The 22,183-nt window shown below is 59.7% G+C and carries 22 protein-coding genes; 18 read left to right on the forward strand and 4 right to left on the reverse strand.

Translation table 11 applies throughout. The features are described 5' to 3' along the window. Positions 1 to 28: 28 nt before the first annotated feature. Positions 29 to 982 (reverse strand): alpha/beta hydrolase, encoded by a 954-nt coding sequence (locus AC0Z4S_RS25305; protein ID WP_485624992.1) that lies wholly within the window; start codon positions 980 to 982, stop codon positions 29 to 31. 130 nt (positions 983 to 1,112) lie between these two features. Here AC0Z4S_RS25305 and aroC point away from each other — a divergent pair, with 130 nt between their 5' ends. The 5 genes from aroC (at position 1,113) to mtnC (ending at position 5,333) form a co-directional block, all read left to right on the forward strand. Further along, positions 1,113 to 2,204: a chorismate synthase gene (aroC, locus tag AC0Z4S_RS25310; RefSeq protein WP_024012223.1), complete on the forward strand. Its 1,092-nt coding sequence runs from the start codon at positions 1,113 to 1,115 to the stop codon at positions 2,202 to 2,204. Positions 2,205 to 2,238: 34 nt separating this feature from the next. After that, positions 2,239 to 3,384: an MFS transporter gene (locus tag AC0Z4S_RS25315; RefSeq protein WP_485624993.1), complete on the forward strand. Its 1,146-nt coding sequence runs from the start codon at positions 2,239 to 2,241 to the stop codon at positions 3,382 to 3,384. Further along, positions 3,381 to 4,007, forward strand: a complete 627-nt coding sequence (locus tag AC0Z4S_RS25320; protein WP_485624994.1) for a methylthioribulose 1-phosphate dehydratase — start codon at positions 3,381 to 3,383, stop codon at positions 4,005 to 4,007. Before AC0Z4S_RS25315 ends, AC0Z4S_RS25320 begins: the two co-directional genes overlap by 4 nt. Before the next feature lie 92 nt (positions 4,008 to 4,099). Then, complete coding sequence (locus AC0Z4S_RS25325; RefSeq protein WP_038861971.1) at positions 4,100 to 4,645, forward strand: 1,2-dihydroxy-3-keto-5-methylthiopentene dioxygenase; 546 nt, start codon at positions 4,100 to 4,102, stop codon at positions 4,643 to 4,645. Between the two features lie 4 nt (positions 4,646 to 4,649). Continuing rightward, a complete protein-coding gene (gene mtnC, locus AC0Z4S_RS25330) occupies positions 4,650 to 5,333 on the forward strand; it encodes an acireductone synthase (RefSeq protein WP_485624995.1) in 684 nt (227 codons plus the stop codon). 174 nt (positions 5,334 to 5,507) lie between these two features. Here the strand turns inward: mtnC and AC0Z4S_RS25335 are convergent, their stop codons facing one another. Next, entirely contained in the window at positions 5,508 to 5,786 is a 279-nt protein-coding gene (locus AC0Z4S_RS25335; RefSeq protein WP_016773780.1) for a DUF3509 domain-containing protein, read from the reverse strand. A gap of 385 nt (positions 5,787 to 6,171) precedes the next feature. On the opposite strand from AC0Z4S_RS25335, the gene AC0Z4S_RS25340 reads away from it, so the two are divergent. The 10 genes from AC0Z4S_RS25340 to AC0Z4S_RS25385 all read left to right on the forward strand — a co-directional run bounded on the left by AC0Z4S_RS25340 (position 6,172) and on the right by AC0Z4S_RS25385 (position 15,385). Then, complete coding sequence (locus tag AC0Z4S_RS25340; RefSeq protein ID WP_485624996.1) at positions 6,172 to 8,010, forward strand: long-chain-acyl-CoA synthetase; 1,839 nt, start codon at positions 6,172 to 6,174, stop codon at positions 8,008 to 8,010. Positions 8,011 to 8,105: 95 nt separating this feature from the next. Next, positions 8,106 to 8,624: an ankyrin repeat domain-containing protein gene (locus AC0Z4S_RS25345; protein WP_039763836.1), complete on the forward strand. Its 519-nt coding sequence runs from the start codon at positions 8,106 to 8,108 to the stop codon at positions 8,622 to 8,624. 131 nt (positions 8,625 to 8,755) lie between these two features. Beyond that, complete coding sequence (locus tag AC0Z4S_RS25350; RefSeq protein ID WP_471879473.1) at positions 8,756 to 9,286, forward strand: hypothetical protein; 531 nt, start codon at positions 8,756 to 8,758, stop codon at positions 9,284 to 9,286. A gap of 71 nt (positions 9,287 to 9,357) precedes the next feature. Then, positions 9,358 to 9,549: a PLDc N-terminal domain-containing protein gene (locus AC0Z4S_RS25355; protein ID WP_016773784.1), complete on the forward strand. Its 192-nt coding sequence runs from the start codon at positions 9,358 to 9,360 to the stop codon at positions 9,547 to 9,549. 242 nt (positions 9,550 to 9,791) lie between these two features. Further along, the gene (speE, locus tag AC0Z4S_RS25360) at positions 9,792 to 10,667 is read left to right on the forward strand and encodes a polyamine aminopropyltransferase (protein WP_016773785.1); all 876 of its coding nucleotides are present in this window, start codon (positions 9,792 to 9,794) and stop codon (positions 10,665 to 10,667) included. Between the two features lie 222 nt (positions 10,668 to 10,889). Further along, complete coding sequence (locus AC0Z4S_RS25365) at positions 10,890 to 11,123, forward strand: hypothetical protein (RefSeq protein WP_042608487.1); 234 nt, start codon at positions 10,890 to 10,892, stop codon at positions 11,121 to 11,123. 208 nt (positions 11,124 to 11,331) lie between these two features. Then, positions 11,332 to 11,679 (forward strand): ribonuclease E inhibitor RraB, encoded by a 348-nt coding sequence (locus AC0Z4S_RS25370; protein ID WP_003223226.1) that lies wholly within the window; start codon positions 11,332 to 11,334, stop codon positions 11,677 to 11,679. Between the two features lie 533 nt (positions 11,680 to 12,212). Continuing rightward, entirely contained in the window at positions 12,213 to 13,622 is a 1,410-nt protein-coding gene (locus AC0Z4S_RS25375; RefSeq protein WP_485624997.1) for a circularly permuted type 2 ATP-grasp protein, read from the forward strand. Positions 13,623 to 13,634: 12 nt separating this feature from the next. After that, entirely contained in the window at positions 13,635 to 14,585 is a 951-nt protein-coding gene (locus AC0Z4S_RS25380) for an alpha-E domain-containing protein (protein ID WP_042608485.1), read from the forward strand. Next, complete coding sequence (locus AC0Z4S_RS25385; protein WP_485624998.1) at positions 14,582 to 15,385, forward strand: transglutaminase family protein; 804 nt, start codon at positions 14,582 to 14,584, stop codon at positions 15,383 to 15,385. Before AC0Z4S_RS25380 ends, AC0Z4S_RS25385 begins: the two co-directional genes overlap by 4 nt. 121 nt (positions 15,386 to 15,506) lie before the next feature. On the opposite strand, the gene AC0Z4S_RS25390 is transcribed toward AC0Z4S_RS25385, so the two are convergent. After that, positions 15,507 to 16,313 (reverse strand): c-type cytochrome, encoded by an 807-nt coding sequence (locus AC0Z4S_RS25390; protein WP_485624999.1) that lies wholly within the window; start codon positions 16,311 to 16,313, stop codon positions 15,507 to 15,509. Positions 16,314 to 16,905: 592 nt separating this feature from the next. Here AC0Z4S_RS25390 and AC0Z4S_RS25395 point away from each other — a divergent pair. The 3 genes from AC0Z4S_RS25395 (at position 16,906) to AC0Z4S_RS25405 (ending at position 21,094) form a co-directional block, all read left to right on the forward strand. Beyond that, positions 16,906 to 18,111, forward strand: coding sequence for an acetyl-CoA C-acetyltransferase (locus AC0Z4S_RS25395; RefSeq protein WP_485625000.1), 1,206 nt, complete (start codon positions 16,906 to 16,908; stop codon positions 18,109 to 18,111). A gap of 24 nt (positions 18,112 to 18,135) precedes the next feature. Beyond that, entirely contained in the window at positions 18,136 to 20,280 is a 2,145-nt protein-coding gene (locus AC0Z4S_RS25400) for a 3-hydroxyacyl-CoA dehydrogenase NAD-binding domain-containing protein (protein ID WP_485625001.1), read from the forward strand. Positions 20,281 to 20,371: 91 nt separating this feature from the next. Then, complete coding sequence (locus AC0Z4S_RS25405; protein WP_485625002.1) at positions 20,372 to 21,094, forward strand: amidotransferase; 723 nt, start codon at positions 20,372 to 20,374, stop codon at positions 21,092 to 21,094. Positions 21,095 to 21,181: 87 nt separating this feature from the next. On the opposite strand, the gene AC0Z4S_RS25410 is transcribed toward AC0Z4S_RS25405, so the two are convergent. Further along, the gene (locus AC0Z4S_RS25410; protein ID WP_471879466.1) at positions 21,182 to 22,153 is read right to left on the reverse strand and encodes a magnesium and cobalt transport protein CorA; all 972 of its coding nucleotides are present in this window, start codon (positions 22,151 to 22,153) and stop codon (positions 21,182 to 21,184) included. Between the last annotated feature and the right edge of the window lie 30 nt (positions 22,154 to 22,183).

Below are 22,183 nucleotides of genomic sequence, written 5' to 3' on the forward strand. Positions count from 1 at the left end.
TTCTGCCGGACTGGAGGGCAAACAGCAGTTAACTCGCGCGAATTCCGTCAATAAATTCGATGACGGCGGCGCCCAGTTCGGCGGCCAGTGGCAAATTCGGGTCCTTGTAGGAGGCCAATTGCCGCTTCATATCGTTGTGCACGATGCGCAGCACGTGGTTCATGCCTTCGATGACCGCCAGCCGAGCATCCGGTTTCGCCGTCTTGAGCAGCTTCGCGTCTTCGGTGCCGACCTGAATGTCGTTGCTGCCCTGGACGATCAACGCCGGCATTTTCAGCTGGGCAAAAGCTTGCGCCGGATCCTGGCGGAACAGCGAAATCAGGTACGGCTGAACGCTCGGGCGGAAGATTACCTGCAACGGTTGCGGCACATTGTCATCGGGGCGTCCGGCCTTGAGGCTGTCGAGCAGTTCGTTGCTGCGCAGCATCAGCGGCGGCGGCAGGCTGCGGGCCAATTGTTCGCGGATTACCTGATCGACCGGCCGTGCGCTGCCGGACAGCGAGATCACCGCCGCTGCGTCCAGCTTCGGCGCGGCGAGGCTGGCAATCAGCGCGCCTTCGCTGTGGCCGAGCAGAATCAGTTTGCCGAAGCGCGGATCAGCCTTGAGCTTCTGCCCCCACGCCACTGCGTCCGCCGCATAGCCTTCCACCGACAGATTACGTTCATCCGGAGCCGCCGCCAGGCTCGCCGCAACGCCGCGCTTGTCGTAGCGCACGCTGGCGATGTTGTGTTTGGCCAGCACCCAGGCCAGACGCTTGAGGCTGTCATTGCGCCCGCCGTCCGGGTTGTTTCCGTCGCGATCTGTAGGACCCGAGCCAGAAATGATCAGAACAATCGGCACCGGGCTGTCGGACTTGGGCAGCAACAACGAACCGAAAAGTTCGCCGCTGCCGGTGTCCAGAGTGACCGGGCGTTGTAGGACTGTCGCTTGGGCAAAGCCGGTAAAGAGGGTAAGACTCAAGATCAGAACTCGCAGCATCATCACGCCATCATTGGTCAAGGTGCCGGTTGGACTCGCCGGCACCACTAAGGTTCGAGGATGAACTACTCGGTTAGCCTGCGTATACTGGCGCGCATCAAGAATTCGGGTTTGATTTCACGGAGCGTCCTGCATGTCCGGCAATACCTACGGCAAGTTGTTCACTGTCACCACCGCTGGCGAAAGCCATGGTCCGGCGTTGGTCGCCATTGTCGACGGCTGCCCGCCGGGCCTGGAGATTTCCCTGGAAGATCTGCAGCGCGACCTCGATCGCCGCAAGCCGGGCACCAGCCGCCACACCACCCAGCGTCAGGAAGCCGATGAAGTCGAAATCCTTTCCGGCGTGTTCGAGGGCCGCACCACCGGCTGCTCGATCGGCCTGCTGATCCGCAACACCGATCAGAAGTCCAAGGACTACTCGGCGATCAAGGATCTGTTCCGCCCGGCCCACGCCGACTACACCTACCACCACAAATATGGCGAGCGCGATTATCGCGGCGGCGGCCGCAGTTCGGCGCGGGAAACCGCGATGCGCGTGGCGGCCGGGGCGATCGCCAAGAAGTATCTGGCCAGTCAGGGCATCGTCATTCGCGGTTACATGAGCCAGCTCGGCCCGATCGAGATTCCGTTCAAGACCTGGGACTCGGTAGAGGAGAACGCCTTCTTCAGTCCCGATCCAGACAAGGTGCCGGAGCTGGAAGCCTATATGGACCAGTTGCGCCGCGATCAGGACTCGGTCGGGGCGAAGATCACCGTGGTCGCCGAAGGGGTGATGCCGGGTCTCGGCGAGCCGATTTTCGACCGCCTCGACGCCGAACTGGCCCACGCGCTGATGAGCATCAACGCGGTCAAGGGCGTGGAGATTGGCGCCGGTTTCGCCTGTGTCGCCCAACGCGGCACCGAACACCGCGATGAACTGACGCCGGAGGGTTTCCTCAGCAACAACGCTGGCGGCATCCTCGGCGGTATCTCGTCCGGTCAGCCGATCGTTGCGCATCTGGCGTTGAAACCGACCTCGAGCATCACCACGCCGGGGCGTTCGATCGACGTGAACGGCAACCCGGTCGACGTGATCACCAAGGGCCGCCACGATCCATGCGTTGGCATCCGTGCGACACCGATTGCCGAGGCGATGATGGCCATCGTGCTGATGGATCACCTGTTGCGCCACCGCGGGCAGAACGCCGATGTGCGCGTGAGCACGCCGGTGCTGGGCCAGCTCTGATGGCTGCGCTCAAAGCCGTCGCGGCATAACCGGCGTGGCGGCGCTCCCTTACTGGCGGCTGTCCAGTTTCTATCTGTTCTATTTCGCCTTGCTCGGTTCGACCGCGCCGTTTCTGGCGCTGTACTTCGATCACCTCGGCTTCAGCGCCGCACGCATCGGCGAGCTGGTGGCGATTCCGATGCTGATGCGCTGCGTGGCGCCGAACATCTGGGGCTGGCTCGGCGATTACACCGGCAGACGCCTGGCCATCGTGCGCTTTGGCGCGGTCTGCACGTTGCTGACCTTTTCGCTGATCTTCGTCAGCCAGACCTATGCCTGGCTGGCGATGGTCATGGCCCTGCATGCGTTTTTCTGGCACGCGGTGCTGCCGCAGTTCGAAGTCATTACCCTCGCGCATCTGCAGGGTCAGACCTCGCGCTACAGTCAGATTCGCCTGTGGGGCTCGATCGGCTTCATCATCACCGTGGTGGCCTTGGGGCGGCTGTTCGAATGGCTGAGCCTGGACATTTACCCGGCGGCACTGGTGCTGATCATGGCCGGCATCGTCCTCAGCAGTCTGTGGGTGCCGAATGCGCAACCGGCGCAAGGCAATCGGCCGACGGGCGAGGGCTTCCTCAAGCAACTGCGCCATTCTGGCGTGCTGGCATTTTATGCTTGTGTGGCGCTGATGCAGGTCAGCCACGGGCCGTATTACACCTTTCTGACGTTGCATCTTGAACGGCTCGGTTACAGCCGTGGCGTCATCGGCATGCTCTGGGCTGTTGGCGTGGTGGCTGAAGTGCTGATGTTCATGGCCATGAGTCGCATTCTGGCGCGGTTTTCCCTGCGCCGGGTGCTGCTGGCGAGTTTCCTGCTGGCGGCGTTGCGCTGGCTGCTGCTCGGTTCGTTCGCTGAATTTCTCTGGGTGCTGCTGTTCGCCCAAGTGCTGCATGCAGCGACTTTCGGCAGTTTTCACGCGGCTGCCATCGCTTTCGTGCAACGTAGTTTCGGCGCCCGTCAGCAAGGACAGGGCCAGGCGCTGTATGCAGCTCTGGCCGGCACTGGCGGGGCGTTAGGCGCGCTGTATTCCGGTTACAGCTGGAATGCCCTCGGCCCGACATTGACCTTTAGTATTGCCAGTCTCGCAGCGCTTGCCGCTGCCGTTATCATTGCCACACGTATGCAAGAGGACAGGCCATGAGCCTTAGCCGTGAACAGCTCGCCCGACAAATCGTCGATGCCGGGCGCTTTCTTTATGGTCGTGGCTGGTCGCCGGCCACCAGCAGCAACTATTCGACGCGCCTGTCGCCAAGCGAAGCGCTGTTGACCGTATCGGGCAAGCACAAAGGCCAGTTGGGGCTGGATGACGTGCTCGCCACCGATCTGTCCGGCAATAGCCTGGAGCCGGGCAAGAAACCTTCCGCCGAAACCTTGTTGCACACCCAGCTCTACAGTTGGCGTGCGGAGATCGGCGCGGTGCTGCACACCCATTCGGTGAATGCCACGGTGCTCTCGCGCCTGACCCCGGAAGACTTCATCGAGTTCGAAGACTACGAACTGCAAAAGGCCTTCAGCGGCATTTCCACCCACGAATCGCGGGTGCGCGTGCCGATTTTCGACAACGATCAGGACATTGCGCGGCTCGCCGCCAAGGTGCAGCCTTGGCTCGACGCCCATCCCGACTGCGTCGGTTATCTGATTCGCGGCCATGGCCTGTACACCTGGGGCGCGCAGATGAGCGACGCGCTGCGGCAGATCGAGGCCTTTGAATTCCTGTTTGAATGCGAGTTGAAAACCCGCAGCGTCATGAACCGCCAAGGCTGAGTTCACCAGAAACAGCCCGTTTGCCTGATGACATGCGGCGCCCGACCGGTCTTGAAGAGCCGGACGGCGCCGCCGCTACCGAGGAATTACCCATGAGCAGCCTGTCCGTTTATCACGTTTCCAGCCCTGAGATTCCCAACAAGGTGCTGACCCATTTCGAAGACATCGCTTCGACGCTGGCCGAGCAGGGCGTGCGTTTCGACCGCTGGCAGGCCGCCGCGAAGATCCAGCCCGGCGCCAGTCAGGAAGAAGTCATCAGCGCTTATAAAGAGCAGATCGACAAGCTGATGACCGAGCGCGGTTACATCACGGTAGATGTGATCAGCCTCAACAGTGATCACCCGCAAAAAGCCGAACTGCGCGCCAAGTTCCTCGAAGAACACCGCCATGGCGAAGACGAAGTGCGATTTTTCGTCGCCGGTCGTGGCTTGTTTACCCTGCACATCGACGACTACGTCTATGCCGTGCTCTGCGAAAAGAATGACCTGATCTCGGTTCCGGCCGGCACCAAGCACTGGTTCGACATGGGCGAGCATCCACATTTCGTGGCGATCCGTCTGTTCAACAACCCGGAAGGCTGGGTTGCCAATTTCACCGGCGAAGACATCGCCGGCCGCTTCCCGCGCCTGGAGGACTGAAACCGTGCCGATCAAAGCCATCCTCACCGACATCGAAGGCACCACCAGCGCGGTGAGTTTCGTCTTCGACGTGCTGTTCCCGTACGCCGCCAGACACTTGCCGGATTTCGTGCGCCAGCACGCTTCCCGCACTGACGTGGCCGAACAGCTCGACGCCGTGCGCCGCGACAGCAATGAGCCGCAGGCCGATGTTGAACGGGTTGTTGAAATCCTCTTGAGCTGGATCGCCGAAGACCGCAAGGCCACCCCGCTCAAGGCATTGCAGGGCATGGTCTGGGAACAGGGTTATCAGGCCGGGCAGTTGAAAGGCCACGTTTATCCGGATGCGGTTAAAGCGCTCCAACGTTGGCATGCTGCCGGTTATCAACTGTTTGTTTACTCATCCGGCTCGATCCAGGCGCAGAAGCTGATCTTCGGTTGCTCGGAGGCGGGGGATCTGACGCCGCTGTTCAGCGGCTATTTCGACACGACTTCGGGGCCCAAGCGTGAGGCGCAGTCCTATCGCAATATTCAGCAGGCGGTGGGTGTTGAGGCAGATGAAATCCTGTTCCTCTCGGACATCGTCGAAGAACTCGACGCGGCGCAGGCAGCCGGCTTGAAAACCTGCGGTTTGGCTCGTGAGGGCGGGGAGCTTGCAGGGCATGTGACGGTGGACAGCTTTACCGGAATCGAACCGGAAGCGTTCTGATTACTGCACAAATCCCTGTAGGAGCTGCCGAGTGAAACGAGGCTGCGATCTTTCGATTTCCGCATGAAATCAAGATCAAAAGATCGCAGCGTGCCGCAGCTCCTACAAAAATCATGCGCACAAAAAACAGGCCGTGAAGCGCATGCTCCACGGCCTGTTTTTGTGTAAAGCAAATTACAGCGAGTGATACGTCGGTAGGGCAAAGCGCTGCTGGCTCTGCAGCATTGCAATTTGCGGCAACTCGCTGGCCTGTTCGGCCAGGTCACGGCGGATCGCGCTGATCGCCCACGACAGTTGGTCACCGGCATGCAGTTGCTGATACGAGAGTGCGCGTTTGAAGACTTTGCCGTCGCTGCTACGCAGAGTGAGCAGGATGCCACCGTCAGGACGTGGGGCAGTGCTGACTTCGTAGTTGGAGAACAGCGATGTAAATTTTTCTTGAATCAGGCTCATGTCATCAGCTCCGTATGTACTTGAATGGCAAGCATGCGGAGGTAGTTGCAGCGTTTGTGCCAGTATTGATGCGAATAAAAAACCTTACAAATCAATTAGTTGCAATCGTTGCATTTTGCAGGTGTCGTGCAATCTGCATGAATGGCCATCGTGCATCCTGCATTTTGCGTGATTTTTCCTGGCACAACGGAACCAAACGTTCGTACCAGAATCCACGCTTTCCCATCCAGCGCGACGGGATACAAATCATTGCAAAAACCGCGTGTACAGCCTCGCGAGCGCTGACGTACTTTCCCTCTCGACCTTCGACAAAATGCGTTGGTCGCAGCCATTACCCGATAACAAGAACAGCGATCTGCACGTCAAGGTCGAACGGGGAGCTTTCATGCGTCACGCACCAAGCGACACGATTACCTGGGGCATGATGCTCCGCAAACTGCCGATGATTGCCAAAGCCATCCCGCGCGTGGTCAAAGGCATGAAAGTGGCCAACGTCACGGATCCGACCCAAACGTGTGGCCTGGGCTGGACCTTCGAGCAAGCGACGCTGCGCAACCCCGATGGCGTGGCGTTATTGCAGGATGACGTTGCGCTGACCTACACACAGGTCAACCAGTGGGCCAATCGCATCGCGCATTATCTGAGCGAGCAGGGCATCGGCAAAGGCGATGTGGTCGCGGTGTTCATCGAGAACCGTGCGGAATTGCTGGTGATCATTCTCGGGCTGGCCAAGCTCGGTGCGGTCAGTGCGCTGCTCAACACCTCGCTGATGCGCGACACGCTTGTCCACAGCATCAACCTGGTCGCGCCGGTGGCTATCGTGGTCGGCGCAGAGTTGATTGCGACCTATGCCGGCGTGCGTGATCAAGTCTCCATTGCTGCACCACGTACATGGTTTGTCGCCGATCAAGACACGTACAGCCATCCGGGCATCGCGCCCGAGGGTTACGTCAATCTGATCAGCGCCAGTGCCGACGCCAGCAGCGCCAACCCGCCGAGCAGCGCGGAGATTTTCTTCGACGATCCATGTTTCTACATCTACACCTCTGGCACCACCGGCCTGCCCAAGGCCGGAGTGTTCAAGCACGGCCGCTGGATGCGCAGCTCGGCAAGCTTCGGCATGATCGCCCTCGATATGCGCACCGATGACGTCGTCTACTGCACCTTGCCGCTGTATCACGCCACCGGCCTGTGCGTGTGCTGGGGCTCGGCGATCAACGGCGCTTCGGGTTTTGCCATCCGGCGCAAATTCAGCGCCAGTCAGTTCTGGAATGATGTGCGCCGCTATCGCGCGACCACTATCGGTTATGTCGGCGAGTTGTGCCGCTACCTGGTCGAGCAACCGGCCAGCGCCGATGACAGCCGCCACGACGTTCGCAAGATGATCGGCAATGGCTTGCGCCCCGGTGCCTGGGCCGAGTTCAAAACGCGTTTTGCTGTCGAGCACATCTGTGAGCTGTACGCAGCGAGCGACGGCAACATCGGTTTCAGCAACATTCTCAATTTCGATAACACCGTTGGCTTCTCGCTGATGGCCTGGGAACTGGTCGCCTACGATCACGAAAGTGGCGAGCCGTCGCGCGGCGAGGATGGTTTCATGCGCAAGGTCGGCAAGGGCGAGCAGGGTTTACTGCTGGCGCGGATCGACGACAAGGCACCGCTGGACGGTTACACCGATCCGCAGAAAACCGCGCGCGTCGTTCTTCACGATGTGTTCAACAAGGGTGATCGCTTTTTCAACACTGGCGACCTGCTGCGCAACATCGGTTTCGGTCACGCGCAGTTCGTTGATCGCCTCGGCGATACCTATCGCTGGAAGGGTGAAAACGTGTCGACCACCGAAGTCGAGAACCGGTTGCTGCAGCATCCATTGATCTCTGAGGCCGTGGCCTATGGGGTGGAAATCCCCAATACCAACGGGCGTGCGGGAATGGCCGCGATTACTCCCGCCGAATCCCTGGCCACGCTGGATTTCGCCGAACTGCTGAGTTTCGCCCGGCAACGCATGCCGGCCTATGCCGTGCCGTTGTTCCTGCGGGTGAAAGTGAAAATGGAAACCACCGGGACCTTCAAATACCAGAAGACTCGCCTGAAAAAGGAAGGCTTTGACCCCGGGGTCACGGGCGATGACCCGATTTTCGCTTGGCTGCCCGGCAGTGAAACCTATGTGCATGTCAGTGAGGAAATCCTCGCCGAAATTCAACAAGGCAAACATCGATATTGAGTGTGGCTATCAGAGTGCTCGGAAAAAACCGAGTGACAGCCACCGTCGCGCTCGGGAAACTGTCGGCTTTCCGATAGACCGAAATGGAGTGCCCCATGTCCGACCAAAGCCGCCAGATGACCCCTGAGGAAGCTGCCGAATTCACCGAGCAGGTTTTCAACAAGGCGCGCGACGGTGATGCCGAGATGCTCGATCGCCTGGTGACCGCCGGGTTGCCGGTGAACCTGAAAAACAGCAAGGGCGACACGTTGTTGATGCTCGCCAGTTACTACGGTCATGTTGATGCTGTGAAGGTACTGCTTAAACACAAAGCCGATCCGGAAATGCGCAATGGCAACGGCCAGAGCCCGATTGCCGGTGCCGCGTTCAAAGGCGATCTGGCGGTGGTCAAAGCGCTGGTCGAGGCGGGCGCCGAAATCGAAGGCTCGTCGTTCGATGGCCGCACGGCATTGATGATGGCGGCGATGTTCAACCGCGTTGAAATCGTCGATTACCTGATCGGTCAGGGTGCCGACCCGAAAGCCAAGGACGCCAATGGCGTCACCGCGCTGGACGCGGCCCGGACCATGGGCGCAGTCGATACCACCGCGCAGCTGGAAAAGTTGTTGGCATAAACGTCAAAAGATCGCAGCCGGTCCGCAGTCACACGCAGAATCTGTGGGAGCTGCCGAAGGCTGCGATCTTTTGCTTTTCTGCGCTATCCTGCGCGCCCGAAAAATCCACTGTCACCACAGGATCCACCCTCATGAAAGCCGCACTCGTCGAACTCATCAGCAAAATCAGCTCCGGCTGCATGGGCGAGGACGAGATCCTGAAAGTCGCCGACGAAGCCGCGCAGGCCTACGCCGATGCCGATGCTTTTCTGACAGCCAATCCGGACATCAACTACGACGACACCTTCCCGATTCCGCTGGGTGAGTGGGTGGTGGTCGGCAGCCTGCCGGAAACCGTGCTGTTCCAGGCCGACACCTACGTCGATCTGTTCGCACAAATCGTTGCCTCGTTCGGTCCGGGGGTGGATTTCAACCTCAAGCCCAAGCAACTGGCGAAGACCGAAGCGCTGACCGCGCTCAACCGCATTCAGGTGCAGATGAGCAGCCTGAACAAGGAAAACGGCGGGTACACGCTGATGAACTTCAGCCAGTTGCTCGACGATGAACTGCAAATGGTCCTGGTCTACGGCAACGATGTGCCTCGCGTGCTCGAGTTGTGCGCCGAGATTGGCATCGCCGCTGCGCCGGCACTGGAGGCCTTGAAGGTCGCTGTTCACGTCTGAACGCAATAAAAGGGAACCCTGCGCGCGACCGTCTATCCTAAAAGTGCATGCCACTATTCTGGAGCGACACCATGGGTTCCACGTTCAACGGTCTGATTGGCCTGATCATCCTTGCCCTCGACATCTGGGCCATCATCAACGTGCTGAAAAGCGGCGCCTCCACCGGGATGAAAATCGTCTGGGTGTTGCTGATCATCCTCCTGCCGGTACTGGGCCTGATCATCTGGGCAATTGCCGGGCCACGGGGCAACGTCCGGATCTGAGCTGAGTTTCGATCACACTTTCATCACTGTGGGAGCGAGCCTGCTCGCGAAGACGTTGTGTCAGTCGCCATCATCGGCAATTGATACTCCGCCTTCGCGAGCAAGCTCGGCTCCCACAGTGGTTTGCGCGGGTAAAAAACAAGCAGAGGTTCGACCTGTCATCTTCGGCAACGTAGAATGCGCGCCTTTCCCGGGCAATCGTCCCCACGATGGCGCCCGCGCATTTATCGGAGCACTTGACCATGACCGTCACCAAGACCAGCGAGTATCTGGAAACCCTCTACGAAGGCTACGGCCAGCGTTTTCGCATGGAAAAACTGCTGCACGAAGTGCGCACCGAGCACCAGCATCTGGTGATCTTCCAGAACCCGCGCATGGGCCGGGTGATGGCGCTGGACGGCGTGATCCAGACCACCGAAGCCGATGAATTCATCTACCACGAGATGCTGACCCACGTGCCGATTCTTGCCCACGGCACTGCCAAGCGCGTGCTGATCATTGGCGGCGGTGACGGCGGCATGCTGCGCGAAGTGACCAAACACGCCGGCGTCGAGCACATCACCATGGTCGAAATCGACGGCACCGTGGTCGACATGTGCAAGGAGTTCCTGCCGAACCATTCCGCCGGTGCCTACGACGACCCGCGCCTGAACCTGGTGATCGACGACGGCATGCGTTTCGTCGCCACCACCACTGAAAAATTCGACGTGATCATCTCTGACTCCACCGATCCGATCGGCCCGGGCGAAGTGCTGTTCTCGGAGAACTTCTACCAGGCGTGCCACCGTTGCCTGAATGAAGGCGGCATCCTCGTCACCCAGAACGGCACGCCGTTCATGCAGATCGACGAAGTCAAAACCACCGCTGGCCGCCTGCGCAGCCTGTTCCCGGACTGGCATTTCTACCAGGCCGCTGTGCCGACTTACATCGGCGGCTCGATGACCTTCGCCTGGGGCTCGACCAACCCGGCCTACCGCAAGCTCAGCCGTGAAACCCTGCAACAGCGCTTCATCGGCAGCGGCATCGTTACCCGCTACTACAACCCGGAAATCCACATCGGCGCGTTCGCTCTGCCGCAATACGTGCTGCAAGCGGTGAACAAGCCGAGCAACGACTGATCCTTCCCCGCAAAAAACCTCCCTGTGGGAGCGAGCCTGCTCGCGAAAGCGCAGTGTCAGCCAACTCAATGTCGACTGGCACGCCGCCTTCGCGAGCAGGCTCGCTCCCACAATGCTCATCCGTTTTTCCTGACTAAGTGCTGTAATCCTTTTGAACCAACTCTCGCGGAAAAAAGTCGAGATAGAGGTAAGCCCACTTACGGGTTGATCGAGGAGGCACTGATGCAAAAGTGGAAAGTCACTTTCGTGGATGATCATGGTGAAATCGTTGATGAGATCTTCGAACGTGAGGAATGCCCGTCCGATGATGAAGCCGCACGGCTGATCAAGGAGCGGCTTCTTCCGGTCGCCGCCCAGCTGGATCTGAATGATCTGGAAGGGCGCACCGCCGATGCCGGGGTGAAAAACCTCAAGACCCAGAACGGCATCGAAATCCGCAGCATCACACCTGTCTGAACACTTCCTGTCATCTCGTAAACCAGGCCTTGGCAGCGGCGCTCTCTTGGGGCTACTCTGCAACCGAGATCAGCGAATGGATCGCTAAGGTCTGGTCTTGTCAGCTACATGCTTGTTTCCCGCGCGCAACCACGTTGCCGTAGTACTTAGGCCAAAGGCCCGGGGCGGGAATACGGAAAGTCTATCCATCAATCGAGGGGGACGATTCATGAGCACAGCCTATCAAGAAGACATCAGCAGCAACGTTCTGCGCCGCATGAAAGAAGGCGGTTTCGATTTTTCCCGGTTCCATCCCATCGAGTTCTACGCGATTTTCCCGGACGAGGAGCGGGCGCGCAGGGCAGCAGGCAAATTTCGCGGTGAGTCCATCAATGCCCAGGTCAGTGCGCGCGACGACGGCGCCTGGTCGCTGGAATTGAGCAAAGTGATGTACGCAACCTATGACGACATTGGTGATTTCGAGCAGGGTTTTTCCGCCGTGGTCGAGCCGCTGGGCGGCATTATCGAGGGTTGGGGCGTGAAGCAGGAGGTGCGCAATCGTTACCGGTTGAATTGATAATGCGCATTGTTTGGCGGGCAACGGCTGACCTTCGGGTCGGCCGTTGTCGTTTTAAAGATCAAAAGATCGCAGCCTTCGGCAGCTCCTACAGGTGATCGTGCAGGAGCTGCCGAAGGCTGCGATCTTGTGCTTTTGCATTCAAAATATTTCAAAAAAACAAAAAAAAGCCACCGGAGAGGGTGGCTAAAAGGGAAGACGGGTATGCAGTGAAGTCTTGGCGGGACGGGGCCGCTGAGGCAGTCCGGATCAATTGAGCTGGCTACTTCGCGGCGCCGCGTCGATGAAGTTTTGCAGCGAATGCGCGGATTATCCGCAGCCACTGCCGGGCAGTGAAATCAACTCTGACTATGCTGGTGATAGGCGATGCAGTGCGTCGCAATGAAGCGGGGGCAATCGGGCCGGGGCATTTGCCGCACAGGAATGGTGCGCAGCCTTCGGCGTGAATCCACAACCGATTGAATTCAAAGCGTTTATGCCGATGGCACGGGCCTTGCGAAGGCCTGTATGTCCGGAGTGACAAGGAGTACGGCATGATCCGCACCTTTTTTGACGAGATGTACGACGGCGGCGGCCTGGTCCGCCCGCATTACCGGGAATTTGCCCGCTGGCTGGCCGAGACGCCTGACGAGTTACTTGCGCAACGCCGCCGCGAGGCCGATCTGCTGTTCCACCGTGCCGGTATCACCTTCACGCTCTATGGCGACGAGCAAGGCACCGAACGCCTGATTCCGTTCGATACCATTCCACGCAGCATCCCCGCCAGTGAATGGCGGATTGTCGAGCGCGGCTGCATCCAGCGGGTCAAGGCGTTGAACATGTTCCTCGCCGACCTCTACCACGAGCAGCGCATCATCAAGGCCGGGATCATTCCCGCCGAACAGGTGCTGGCCAACGAGCAATACCAGTTGGCGATGCAAGGCCTGGATCTGCACCGCGACATCTATTCGCACATCTCCGGCGTCGATCTGGTCCGCGATGGCGATGGCACTTATTACGTCCTCGAAGACAACCTGCGCACCCCCAGCGGCGTCAGCTACATGCTCGAAGACCGCAAGATGATGATGCGCCTGTTCCCCGAACTGTTCGCCGCCCAGCGCATCGCCCCGATCGATCACTATCCCAATCTGTTGCTCGACACCCTGAAAAGCTCCAGCCCGATCGACAACCCCAGCGTGGTGGTGCTGACGCCGGGACGCTTCAACAGTGCGTTCTTCGAACATGCCTTTCTGGCGCGGGAGATGGGCGTTGAACTGGTGGAGGGCGCGGATCTGTTCGTGCGTGACGACAAGGTATTCATGCGCACCACCGACGGCCCGAAAGCGGTCGACGTGATCTATCGCCGCCTCGACGATGCCTTTCTCGACCCGCTGGCGTTCAATCCTGACTCGATGCTCGGCGTGCCGGGGCTGCTGTCGTCCTATCGCTCCGGCAATGTGGTGCTGGCCAATGCTATCGGCACCGGGGTCGCAGACGATAAATCGGTGTATCCGTTTGTCACCGACATGATCCGTTTCTACCTCGACGAAGAGCCGATTCTGAAGAACGTGCCGACCTGGCAATGCCGCAACCCGTCCGAGCTGTCCCATGTGCTGGCCAATCTTGCGCAACTTGTAGTCAAGGAAACCCAAGGCTCCGGCGGTTACGGGATGCTGGTCGGGCCGGCCGCGACGACCGCGGAAATCGATGCCTTTCGCGAGCGCATCAAAGCCAAGCCCCATGCCTACATCGCGCAGCCGACGCTGTCGCTGTCGACGTGCCCGACCTTTGTCGAAAACGGCATCGCGCCGCGCCATATCGACCTGCGTCCGTTCGTGCTGTCCGGCCGCGAAACCCGGGTCGTGCCCGGTGGTTTGACCCGTGTCGCGTTGCGTGAAGGCTCCCTGGTGGTGAATTCCTCCCAGGGCGGCGGCACCAAGGACACCTGGGTAGTCGAGGATTGAAGGAAGCTTGCCATGTTAAGTAGAACTGCCTCGGATCTGTACTGGATGTCGCGTTACCTTGAGCGTGCGGAGAACCTCGCGCGAATGCTCGACATCAGTTATTCGCTGTCGCTGATGCCGCAGGACGGTCGCGGCGATGGTCTGCACGAACTCGCCATGCCGTTGCTGATTACCGGCACTCTCGATGATTACCATGACCGCCACGGCGATCTGCACGCCGAACGCCTGCTGCATTTCTTTGCGCTGGACGCGGCCAACCCGGCGAGCATCTACAGCTGCCTCGGTGCGGCGCGGGCCAGTGCCCATGCGGTGCGCGGGCGAATCACCGCCGACATGTGGGAAAACATCAACGCGACCTGGCTGGAAATTCGCGGCATCGCCGAACAGGGCCTGAGCCGTTATGGCATGAGCCGTTTCTGCGAATGGATCAAGGAGCGTTCCCACCTGTTTCGTGGCGCGTCCTACGGCACGATCATGCGTAACGATGCGTTTCGCTTCATTCGTCTGGGCACGTTTATCGAGCGCGCGGACAATACGCTGCGCCTGCTCGACGCCCGTTACGAAATGGCCGGCGATCAGGCCGAAGCGGTCAGCGATGGCACCGCGCACGCCTATTACCAGTGGAGTGCGCTGCTGCGTGCCTTGTCTTCATTCGAGGCCTACACGGAAATCTATCGCGATGCGCCCGGCGCCCGGCATGTCGCCGAGTTGCTGCTGTTGCGCGCCGATGTGCCGCGTTCGCTGCGTGCCTGTACCGAAGAAATCGACCAGATCCTCGCGCAACTGCCCGGCGCCAACGGCCGCCCGGCACAGCGTCTGGCGGCGGAAATGGACGCGCGCCTGCGCTACACCGGCATCAACGAAATCCTCGAAGAAGGCCTGCACGCCTGGCTGACCGAATTCATCCCGTTGGTGCGCCAGTTGGGCAACGCCATTCACAGTTCCTACCTGGAGGCTGCATGAGACTTTCCATAAGCCACGAGACCACCTATCACTACGAAGATCAGGTGCGCGCGAGCATCCAGTACCTGCGCCTGACACCTCACGACAGCGAGCGTCAGCATGTCCTCAGTTGGCAGCTGGATTTACCGCGCCCGGTGCGGGCGCAGCTCGATCCGTTCGGCAACATCCTGCATGTGTTGACCATGGACGAGCCCCACGAAGCGATCATCATTGGTGCCCGTGGTCAGGTCGATATCGATGAATTGCGCGAGGCCGAACATGAAAGCCAGTCAGCGCTGCCGTTCCTGCGCTTCACGCGCATGACCGAAGCCGATGAAGCCTTGCGCGAGTTTGCCGGGAAAAACTGCAAGCAACGGCGTGATCGCACCGCGCTGATCGATTTGATGTGCGCATTGAATCAGCACATGACCTACACGCCGGGCTCGACCGTGGTCGACACCAGTGCCGCTGAAGCTTTCGCCGGTCGCGCCGGGGTCTGTCAGGATCATGCGCACGCGTTTCTCGCCTGCGCTCGCAGCCTTGGCGTGCCGTCGCGTTATGTCTCGGGTTATTTGTACAGCGAGGATTGCGAACATCTGGCCAGCCATGCCTGGGCGGAAGCGTGGCTGGATGACGCGTGGTACAGCTTTGATGTGACCAACCAGCTAGCGCGCCCGGAACGGCACCTGAAACTGGCGGTGGGCCTGGATTATCTCGATGCCTGCCCGGTGCGCGGCATGCGCCGGGGCGGCGGCTGCGAGCAGATGCACGCGAAAGTGTTCGTCTCGCCGACGCCGGTTATCTCCGTGCAGCAGCAATAGCTCGACGTACGTAACATCCCTGTGGGAGCGAGCCTGCTCGCGAAAGCGGTACATCAGCCAGCCAATTAGCGTCTGACACGCCGCCTTCGCGAGCAGGCTCGCTCCCACAAGGGAGACTGCATCAAGGTTTAACTTTGCGGCCGGCCATGTGCTTGAGATAGCCCACCAGCATCTCCAGATCCCCATCCGGCAACACCTGCGCCGAAAACCCCGGCATCTTCGCCTGCGGCCACTGGCGCAAACTCTGCGGATCGCGAATGTAACGCTTCAGCAAATCCGCCCCAAAATACTCGGTCGGGCTGTACGGAATATTCAGATCCGGCCCGAACTGCGCATCACCGGCACCATTCAACCGGTGACACGCCAGGCAGTTTTTCTGAAACAAGGCAAAGCCCTGGTTCACCGGATCATCGGCCTTCAATGCCGGATCGGGCAGCAGGGCAGGGAAACGCTGGGCCACCGGCGCCATCAACTTGATGCTGGCGACTTCGAACGGCCACTGCTCGGGGCTGATATTGCCGGCTTGCGGATCGGTCCAGACCAGATAGAAAGGCCCGGCGCTGTTCTTGCCTGCGGACAACGCTGGCCACGGCCGAGCCGGATCCTCGATTGCCAGCCATGCTCGTGCGCCGTTCTTGTTCAGCAAAGGTGCAGCGGCCAACTCTGCGGCAAAGCCGTCCAGCGCCACCGCTTGCAAGTGGTCCTCAGGCCTGACGCCCGTCAGCAACGCGGCCAGGGGCACAGCCTGATAGGTCATGGCCTTCTTGTAGGAAACATCATCGTTAATGGTGAGGGTTTGCAGTTGAGGATGCTTGAGCAATTCCTCGGTCTGCCAGGTGCGGCTGTTTGCGCCCAACTGCAGATCCAGTTGTGCGGCAGACAAGGGCAAGCTCAGCAGCAAGGCACTGAGCGCAATGAGCGTTTTCAAATGACCGCCGTCCGTGTCGTGTAAGTGCGCAAAGGTTGGCACAACCACGCTGGCCCGGGTAGCGGGCCAGTCACATTTTCAGCGGCGATCTACAGCACGCGGCGCTTGAATCAGCCGATGATCTTGGTCAGATTCGGCAAGATCAACAACAGCGTCGTGGCGAAAAGAATGAGTCCTGCTTGACGTACTTTCGGTTGTTTGAACATGGCTTGACCGCCTTTATTGTTATTTCCTGAGGCGTGCCTGACTGCAGATCCATGACGGCACGCGTTGCACTTCCTGTTGGAGGACGCCCGTCTCGGCAAAACCCGACGACGATGGCGTACATGTTCACCTTAGGGCCCACGCCCGCATTGGCTTAGATCCATTTCATATGGAGCGCTTAAAAAAAGCTTTAAAAAAAGCATGAGGCGTATTGCCAGCTTCTTTGCCGCCCGCTGGCTAGACAACTTGGTGACCTGAACCGGTTCACCTGAGGTCCGATGACCGTCCGTCTGAGCGCGGACGTCAAGCGCTTTGAGCAATGTGGTCATTGCTTGCCGACCTGCGCAGCGCGAAAGTGCAATGACACTGAATCAGGTTCGAGGACGTCATGACTGAAGCGTTGATTTTCGATGCGTTGCGCACCCCGCGCGGCAAAGGCAAGGCCGACGGCGCGTTGCACAGCGTTAAACCGGTCAACCTGGTGGCGGGGTTGTTGACCGCTTTGCAGGCACGCACGGCGCTGGATACCAGTCAGGTCGATGATGTCGTCCTCGGCTGCGTCACACCGATCGGCGATCAAGGTTCCGACATCGCCAAGACGGCGGTGCAAGTCGCCGACTGGGACGTCAGCGTCGCCGGCGTACAGATCAACCGTTTCTGTGCTTCAGGTCTGGAAGCTGTGAATCTCGGCGCGATGAAAGTGCGCTCCGGTTTCGAGGATCTGGTGGTAGTCGGCGGCGTCGAGTCGATGTCGCGGGTGCCGATGGGCAGCGATGGTGGGGCCTGGGCGCTGGATCCGCAGACCAACCTGCACAGCCACTTCACCCCGCAAGGCGTCGGCGCCGACCTCATCGCCACCCTCGAAGGCTTCAGCCGGCAGGATGTCGACGCCTACGCGCTGCACTCGCAGCACAAAGCCGCGCGGGCCCGCGCCAATGGCTCATTCAACAAGTCGCTGGTGCCGGTGCAGGATCAGAATGGCATCGTCCTGCTCGATCACGATGAGTTCATCCGCGCCGAATCGACCCTCGAAGGCCTCGGCAAGCTCAAGCCGAGTTTCGAAATGATCGGGCAGATGGGCTTCGACGCCACGGCGTTGCGGGTCTACAGCCATGTCGAGCGGATCAACCACGTGCACACGCCGGGCAACAGTTCCGGGATTGTCGACGGCGCGGCACTGATGCTGATCGGCTCCGAAGCCAAGGGCCGTGCGCTTGGTCTGCGGCCACGGGCGCGGATCGTCGCCACGGCCGTCACCAGCACCGACCCGACGATCATGCTCACCGGCCCGGCGCCGGCGACCCGCAAAGCGCTGGCCAAGGCCGGACTGCGCGTGGAGGACATCGATCTGTTCGAGGTCAACGAAGCGTTTGCTTCGGTGGTGTTGAAGTTCATCAAGGACATGGCCGTCGACCCGGACAAGGTCAACGTCAACGGCGGCTCGATCGCCATGGGCCATCCGCTGGGCGCCACTGGATGCGCGATCCTCGGCACGCTGCTCGATGAACTGGAAGCGCGGCACCTGCGCTACGGCCTGGCAACACTGTGCGTCGGCGGCGGCATGGGCATTGCCACCATCATCGAACGCCTCTGAGTCCCGATTTCAAGGAATCCTGTTATGAGCGAAGCCATTCGTTACGAAAAAGGCCAGGACGGTATCGTCGTGCTGACCATGGACATGCCGGGCCAGAGCGCCAACACCATGAACGCCGTGTATCGCGAGGCCATGGCCGCTTGCGTTGCGCGTTTGTCAGCGGAAAAACACAGCATTGCCGGGGTGATCATCACCTCCGCGAAGAAAACCTTCTTTGCTGGCGGCGACCTCAATGAATTGATCAAGGTCGGCAAGCCCGAAGCCAAAGCCTTCTATGAGATGGTGCTGACCCTCAAGGCGCAGTTGCGCAGCCTGGAAACCCTCGGCAAACCAGTGGTCGCAGCGATTAACGGCGCGGCGCTGGGTGGCGGTTGGGAAATCTGTCTGGCCTGCCATCACCGTATCGCTGTGGATGACGCCTCGGTGCAACTCGGTCTGCCGGAAGTGACGCTGGGCCTGTTACCAGGCGGCGGCGGGGTGGTGCGCATGGTGCGCATGCTCGGCATCGAAAAAGCCCTGCCGTACCTGCTCGAAGGCAAGAAGGTGCGCCCCCAACAGGCGTTGCAGGCCGGGCTGATCGATGAACTGGCGGCGGATCGCGATGAGCTGCTGGCCAAGGCGCGCGCCTGGATTGTCGCTAATCCGACCGCGGTACAACGCTGGGACGTCAAGGGCTACCAGATTCCGGGCGGCACGCCGTCCAGTCCAAAAGTGGCGCAAATGCTGGCGATTGCGCCGTCGATTCTGCGCGCCAAGACTCAAGGCACGCTGCCAGCGCCGGAGAAGATTCTCTGCGCGGCGGTGGAGGGCGCTCAGGTCGATTTCGACACCGCGCACCTGATCGAAACCCGCTACTTCACAGAACTGACGACCGGACAGATTTCGAAAAACCTGATCGGCACGTTCTGGTTCCAGTTGAACGAGATCAACGCCGGCGGTTCAAGACCGCAAGGTTTTGCGCCTTATAAAACCCGCAAAGTCGGTGTGCTCGGCGCTGGCATGATGGGCGCGGGCATCGCGTTTGTCAGCGCCTCGGCCGGTATCGACGTCGTCCTCAAGGACATCAACCTCGCCGCCGCCGAGAAAGGCAAGGCGCATTCCGCGGCGCTACTGGATAAGAAAGTTGTCCGTGGCCAGATGACGGTCGAACAGCGCGAAGCGGTTCTGACGCGCATCGTTGCCAGCGAAAGCGATGCCGACCTGGCCGGTTGCGACCTGATCATCGAAGCGGTGTTCGAAGATCGCCAACTCAAAGCCAAGGTGTCTGCCGCCGCGCAACAGGTGGTGGGTGGCGACGCTGTCATCGCTTCCAATACGTCGACGCTGCCAATCACCGGCCTTGCGACGGCCGTGCCCGATCAAAGCAAATTCATCGGCCTGCATTTCTTCAGTCCGGTGGAGAAAATGCCGCTGGTGGAAATCATCAAGGGCGCGCAGACCAGCGCCGAAACCCTCGTCCGCGGCTTCGATTTCGTCCTGCAAATCAAGAAAACGCCGATTGTGGTCAACGACAGTCGCGGCTTCTTTACTTCGCGGGTGTTCGGTACGTTCACCAATGAAGGCATTGCCATGCTCGGCGAAGGCGTCAGTGCGCCGATGATCGAGACGGAAGCGCGCAAGGCCGGGATGCCGGTCGGGCCTCTGGCCATCTCCGATGAAGTTTCCCTCAGCCTGATGAGCCATATCCGGCAGCAGACGGCCAAGGACTTACAGGCAGAAGGGAAACCGCTGATCGAGCATCCGGCCTTCGCCGTGATTGACTTGATGCTCAATGAGTTCAAGCGACCGGGCAAAGCTGCGGGAGGCGGATTTTATGACTATCCAACGGGCGCCCAGAAGCATCTGTGGCCGGAGCTGAAAACGTGTTTCGAGAAAGTCGACGGACAGATTCCAGCGAAGGACGTGCGTGATCGTCTGTTGTTTGTGCAGGCCATCGAAACCGTGCGCTGTGTGGAGGAGGGCGTGCTGACCTCAACGGCGGATGCCAACGTCGGCTCGATCTTCGGCATCGGGTTTGCCCCGTGGACCGGCGGTGCGCTGCAGTTCATCAACCAGTATGGCCTGAAGGACTTCATCGCCCGCGCGCAGTATCTGGCCGAGCAATATGGTGAGCGGTTTACGCCGCCAGCACTGTTGCTGGACAAAGCGGCGAAAGGTGAAATGTTCTAGGGCTGGCGAACATGTCGGGGCTTGCCTTGGCCATGTGTTTCAAGGCAGGCTCTGGGTGTTCATTATTCCCATCACGTGTCAGGTATTTTTTATGTCGCTGCGCATCTGCATTCTCGAAACCGACATCCTGCGGCCCGAATTGATTGACCAATATCAGGGTTATGGGCAGATGTTCCAGCGCCTGTTCTCGCAACAACCGATTGCCGCTGAGTTCACTGTCTATAACGTGGTGAATGGTGAGTACCCAAGCGACGACGAGACTTTCGATGCGTATCTGGTTACCGGCAGCAAAGCCGATTCGTTCGGCACTGATCCGTGGATTCAGACCCTCAAGACTTATCTTCTGAATCGCTATGAACGCGGAGACAAACTGCTCGGCGTGTGTTTCGGCCATCAATTGCTGGCGCTGCTGCTTGGCGGCAAGAGCGAGCGTGCATCTCAGGGTTGGGGTGTTGGCACGCACAACTACAAGCTGGCGGCCAAAGCGCCGTGGATGAGCCCGGTGCGTGAAGAGCTGACACTGTTGATCAGCCATCAGGATCAGGTGACCGAGCTGCCGGAAAATGCCACGGTGATCGCGTCGAGCGATTTCTGCCCGTTCGCGGCTTATCACATCAACGATCAAGTGCTGTGCTTCCAGGGCCATCCGGAATTCATTCACGATTACTCGCGGGCACTGCTCGATTTGCGCCAGGAAGCGCTGGGTTCGCGGATCTACAGCAAGGGTGTCGCCAGCCTGGAACAGGAGCACCACGGCGCTACGGTGGCGGAGTGGATGATGCGTTTTGTGGCGCACAAACCAGAAGTTGCCTGACAGTTGCAAGATCAAAAGATCGCAGCCTTCGGCTGCTCCTACACTGAAATTCTGTAGGCGCTGCCAAAGGCTGCGATCTTTTGCTTTCTACAACCAGCCTGACTTCTTGAAGCTCGCCCACAAACTCACACACCCCACCGCAATAAACCCCAGCACCGCAAAATAACCGTAATGCCAGGTCAACTCCGGCATGTTCTGGAAGTTCATCCCGTAAATCCCGGCCACGGCCGTAGGGAAGGCCAGAATCGCTGCCCACGCTGCGAACTTGCGCTGCACCACGCTCTGCCGCGACGCCTCGAGCAACACACCGATCTCAATGGTCTGGCTGGCAATATCCGCCAGCGTGCTGAGGTCTTCCATCTGCCGCGTTACGTGAATTTGCACATCGCGAAAGTACGGGCGCATGTTCTTGTCGATGAACGGGAAACTGAGTTTTTGCAGCTCTTCGCCGATTTCCACCATCGGTGCCGCGTATCGACGCAAGCGCACCACGTCACGGCGCAAACCGTGGAGCTTCTGAATGTCGCGCTCGTTGAGGGCGCTGCACAGCACGTTGCGCTCCAGCTCATCGATCTCGGCGTGGATCGCTTCGCCTACCGGCTGATAGTTTTCGATGACGAAATCGAGCAGGGCATACAGGACAAAATCCTCCCCGTGCTCCAGCAGCAGCGGACGCGCCTCACAGCGTTGTCGCACCTGGGCGTAGGACGCAGAGTGGCCGTTGCGCGCAGTAATGATGTAGCCCTTGCCGGCGAAGATATGCGTCTCGATGAATTGCAAAACGCCGTGTTCGCGAACGGGCGAGTAGGTGACGATAAACAGAGCGTCACCAAAGGTTTCCAGTTTCGGCCGGCTATGTTTTTCCAGCGCATCTTCGATGGCCAGCTCATGCAGATTGAACTGGCGTTGCAGGTTGGATAATTCCTGTGCGTCCGGTTCTTCCAGACCGATCCAGACGAAGTGGCCCGGCTTGGCCGCCCAGGCCGCGCCTTCATCAAGCGTGATATTGGTAACTTTCTTGCCTTCGCTGTACACCGCAGCAGCAACAACTCGACCCATGGTGGTGATTCACTTCTTCTTGGCAGATGG

The sequence above is a fragment of the Pseudomonas sp. 1L-B-1-E-C1 genome (genome assembly GCF_057291835.1).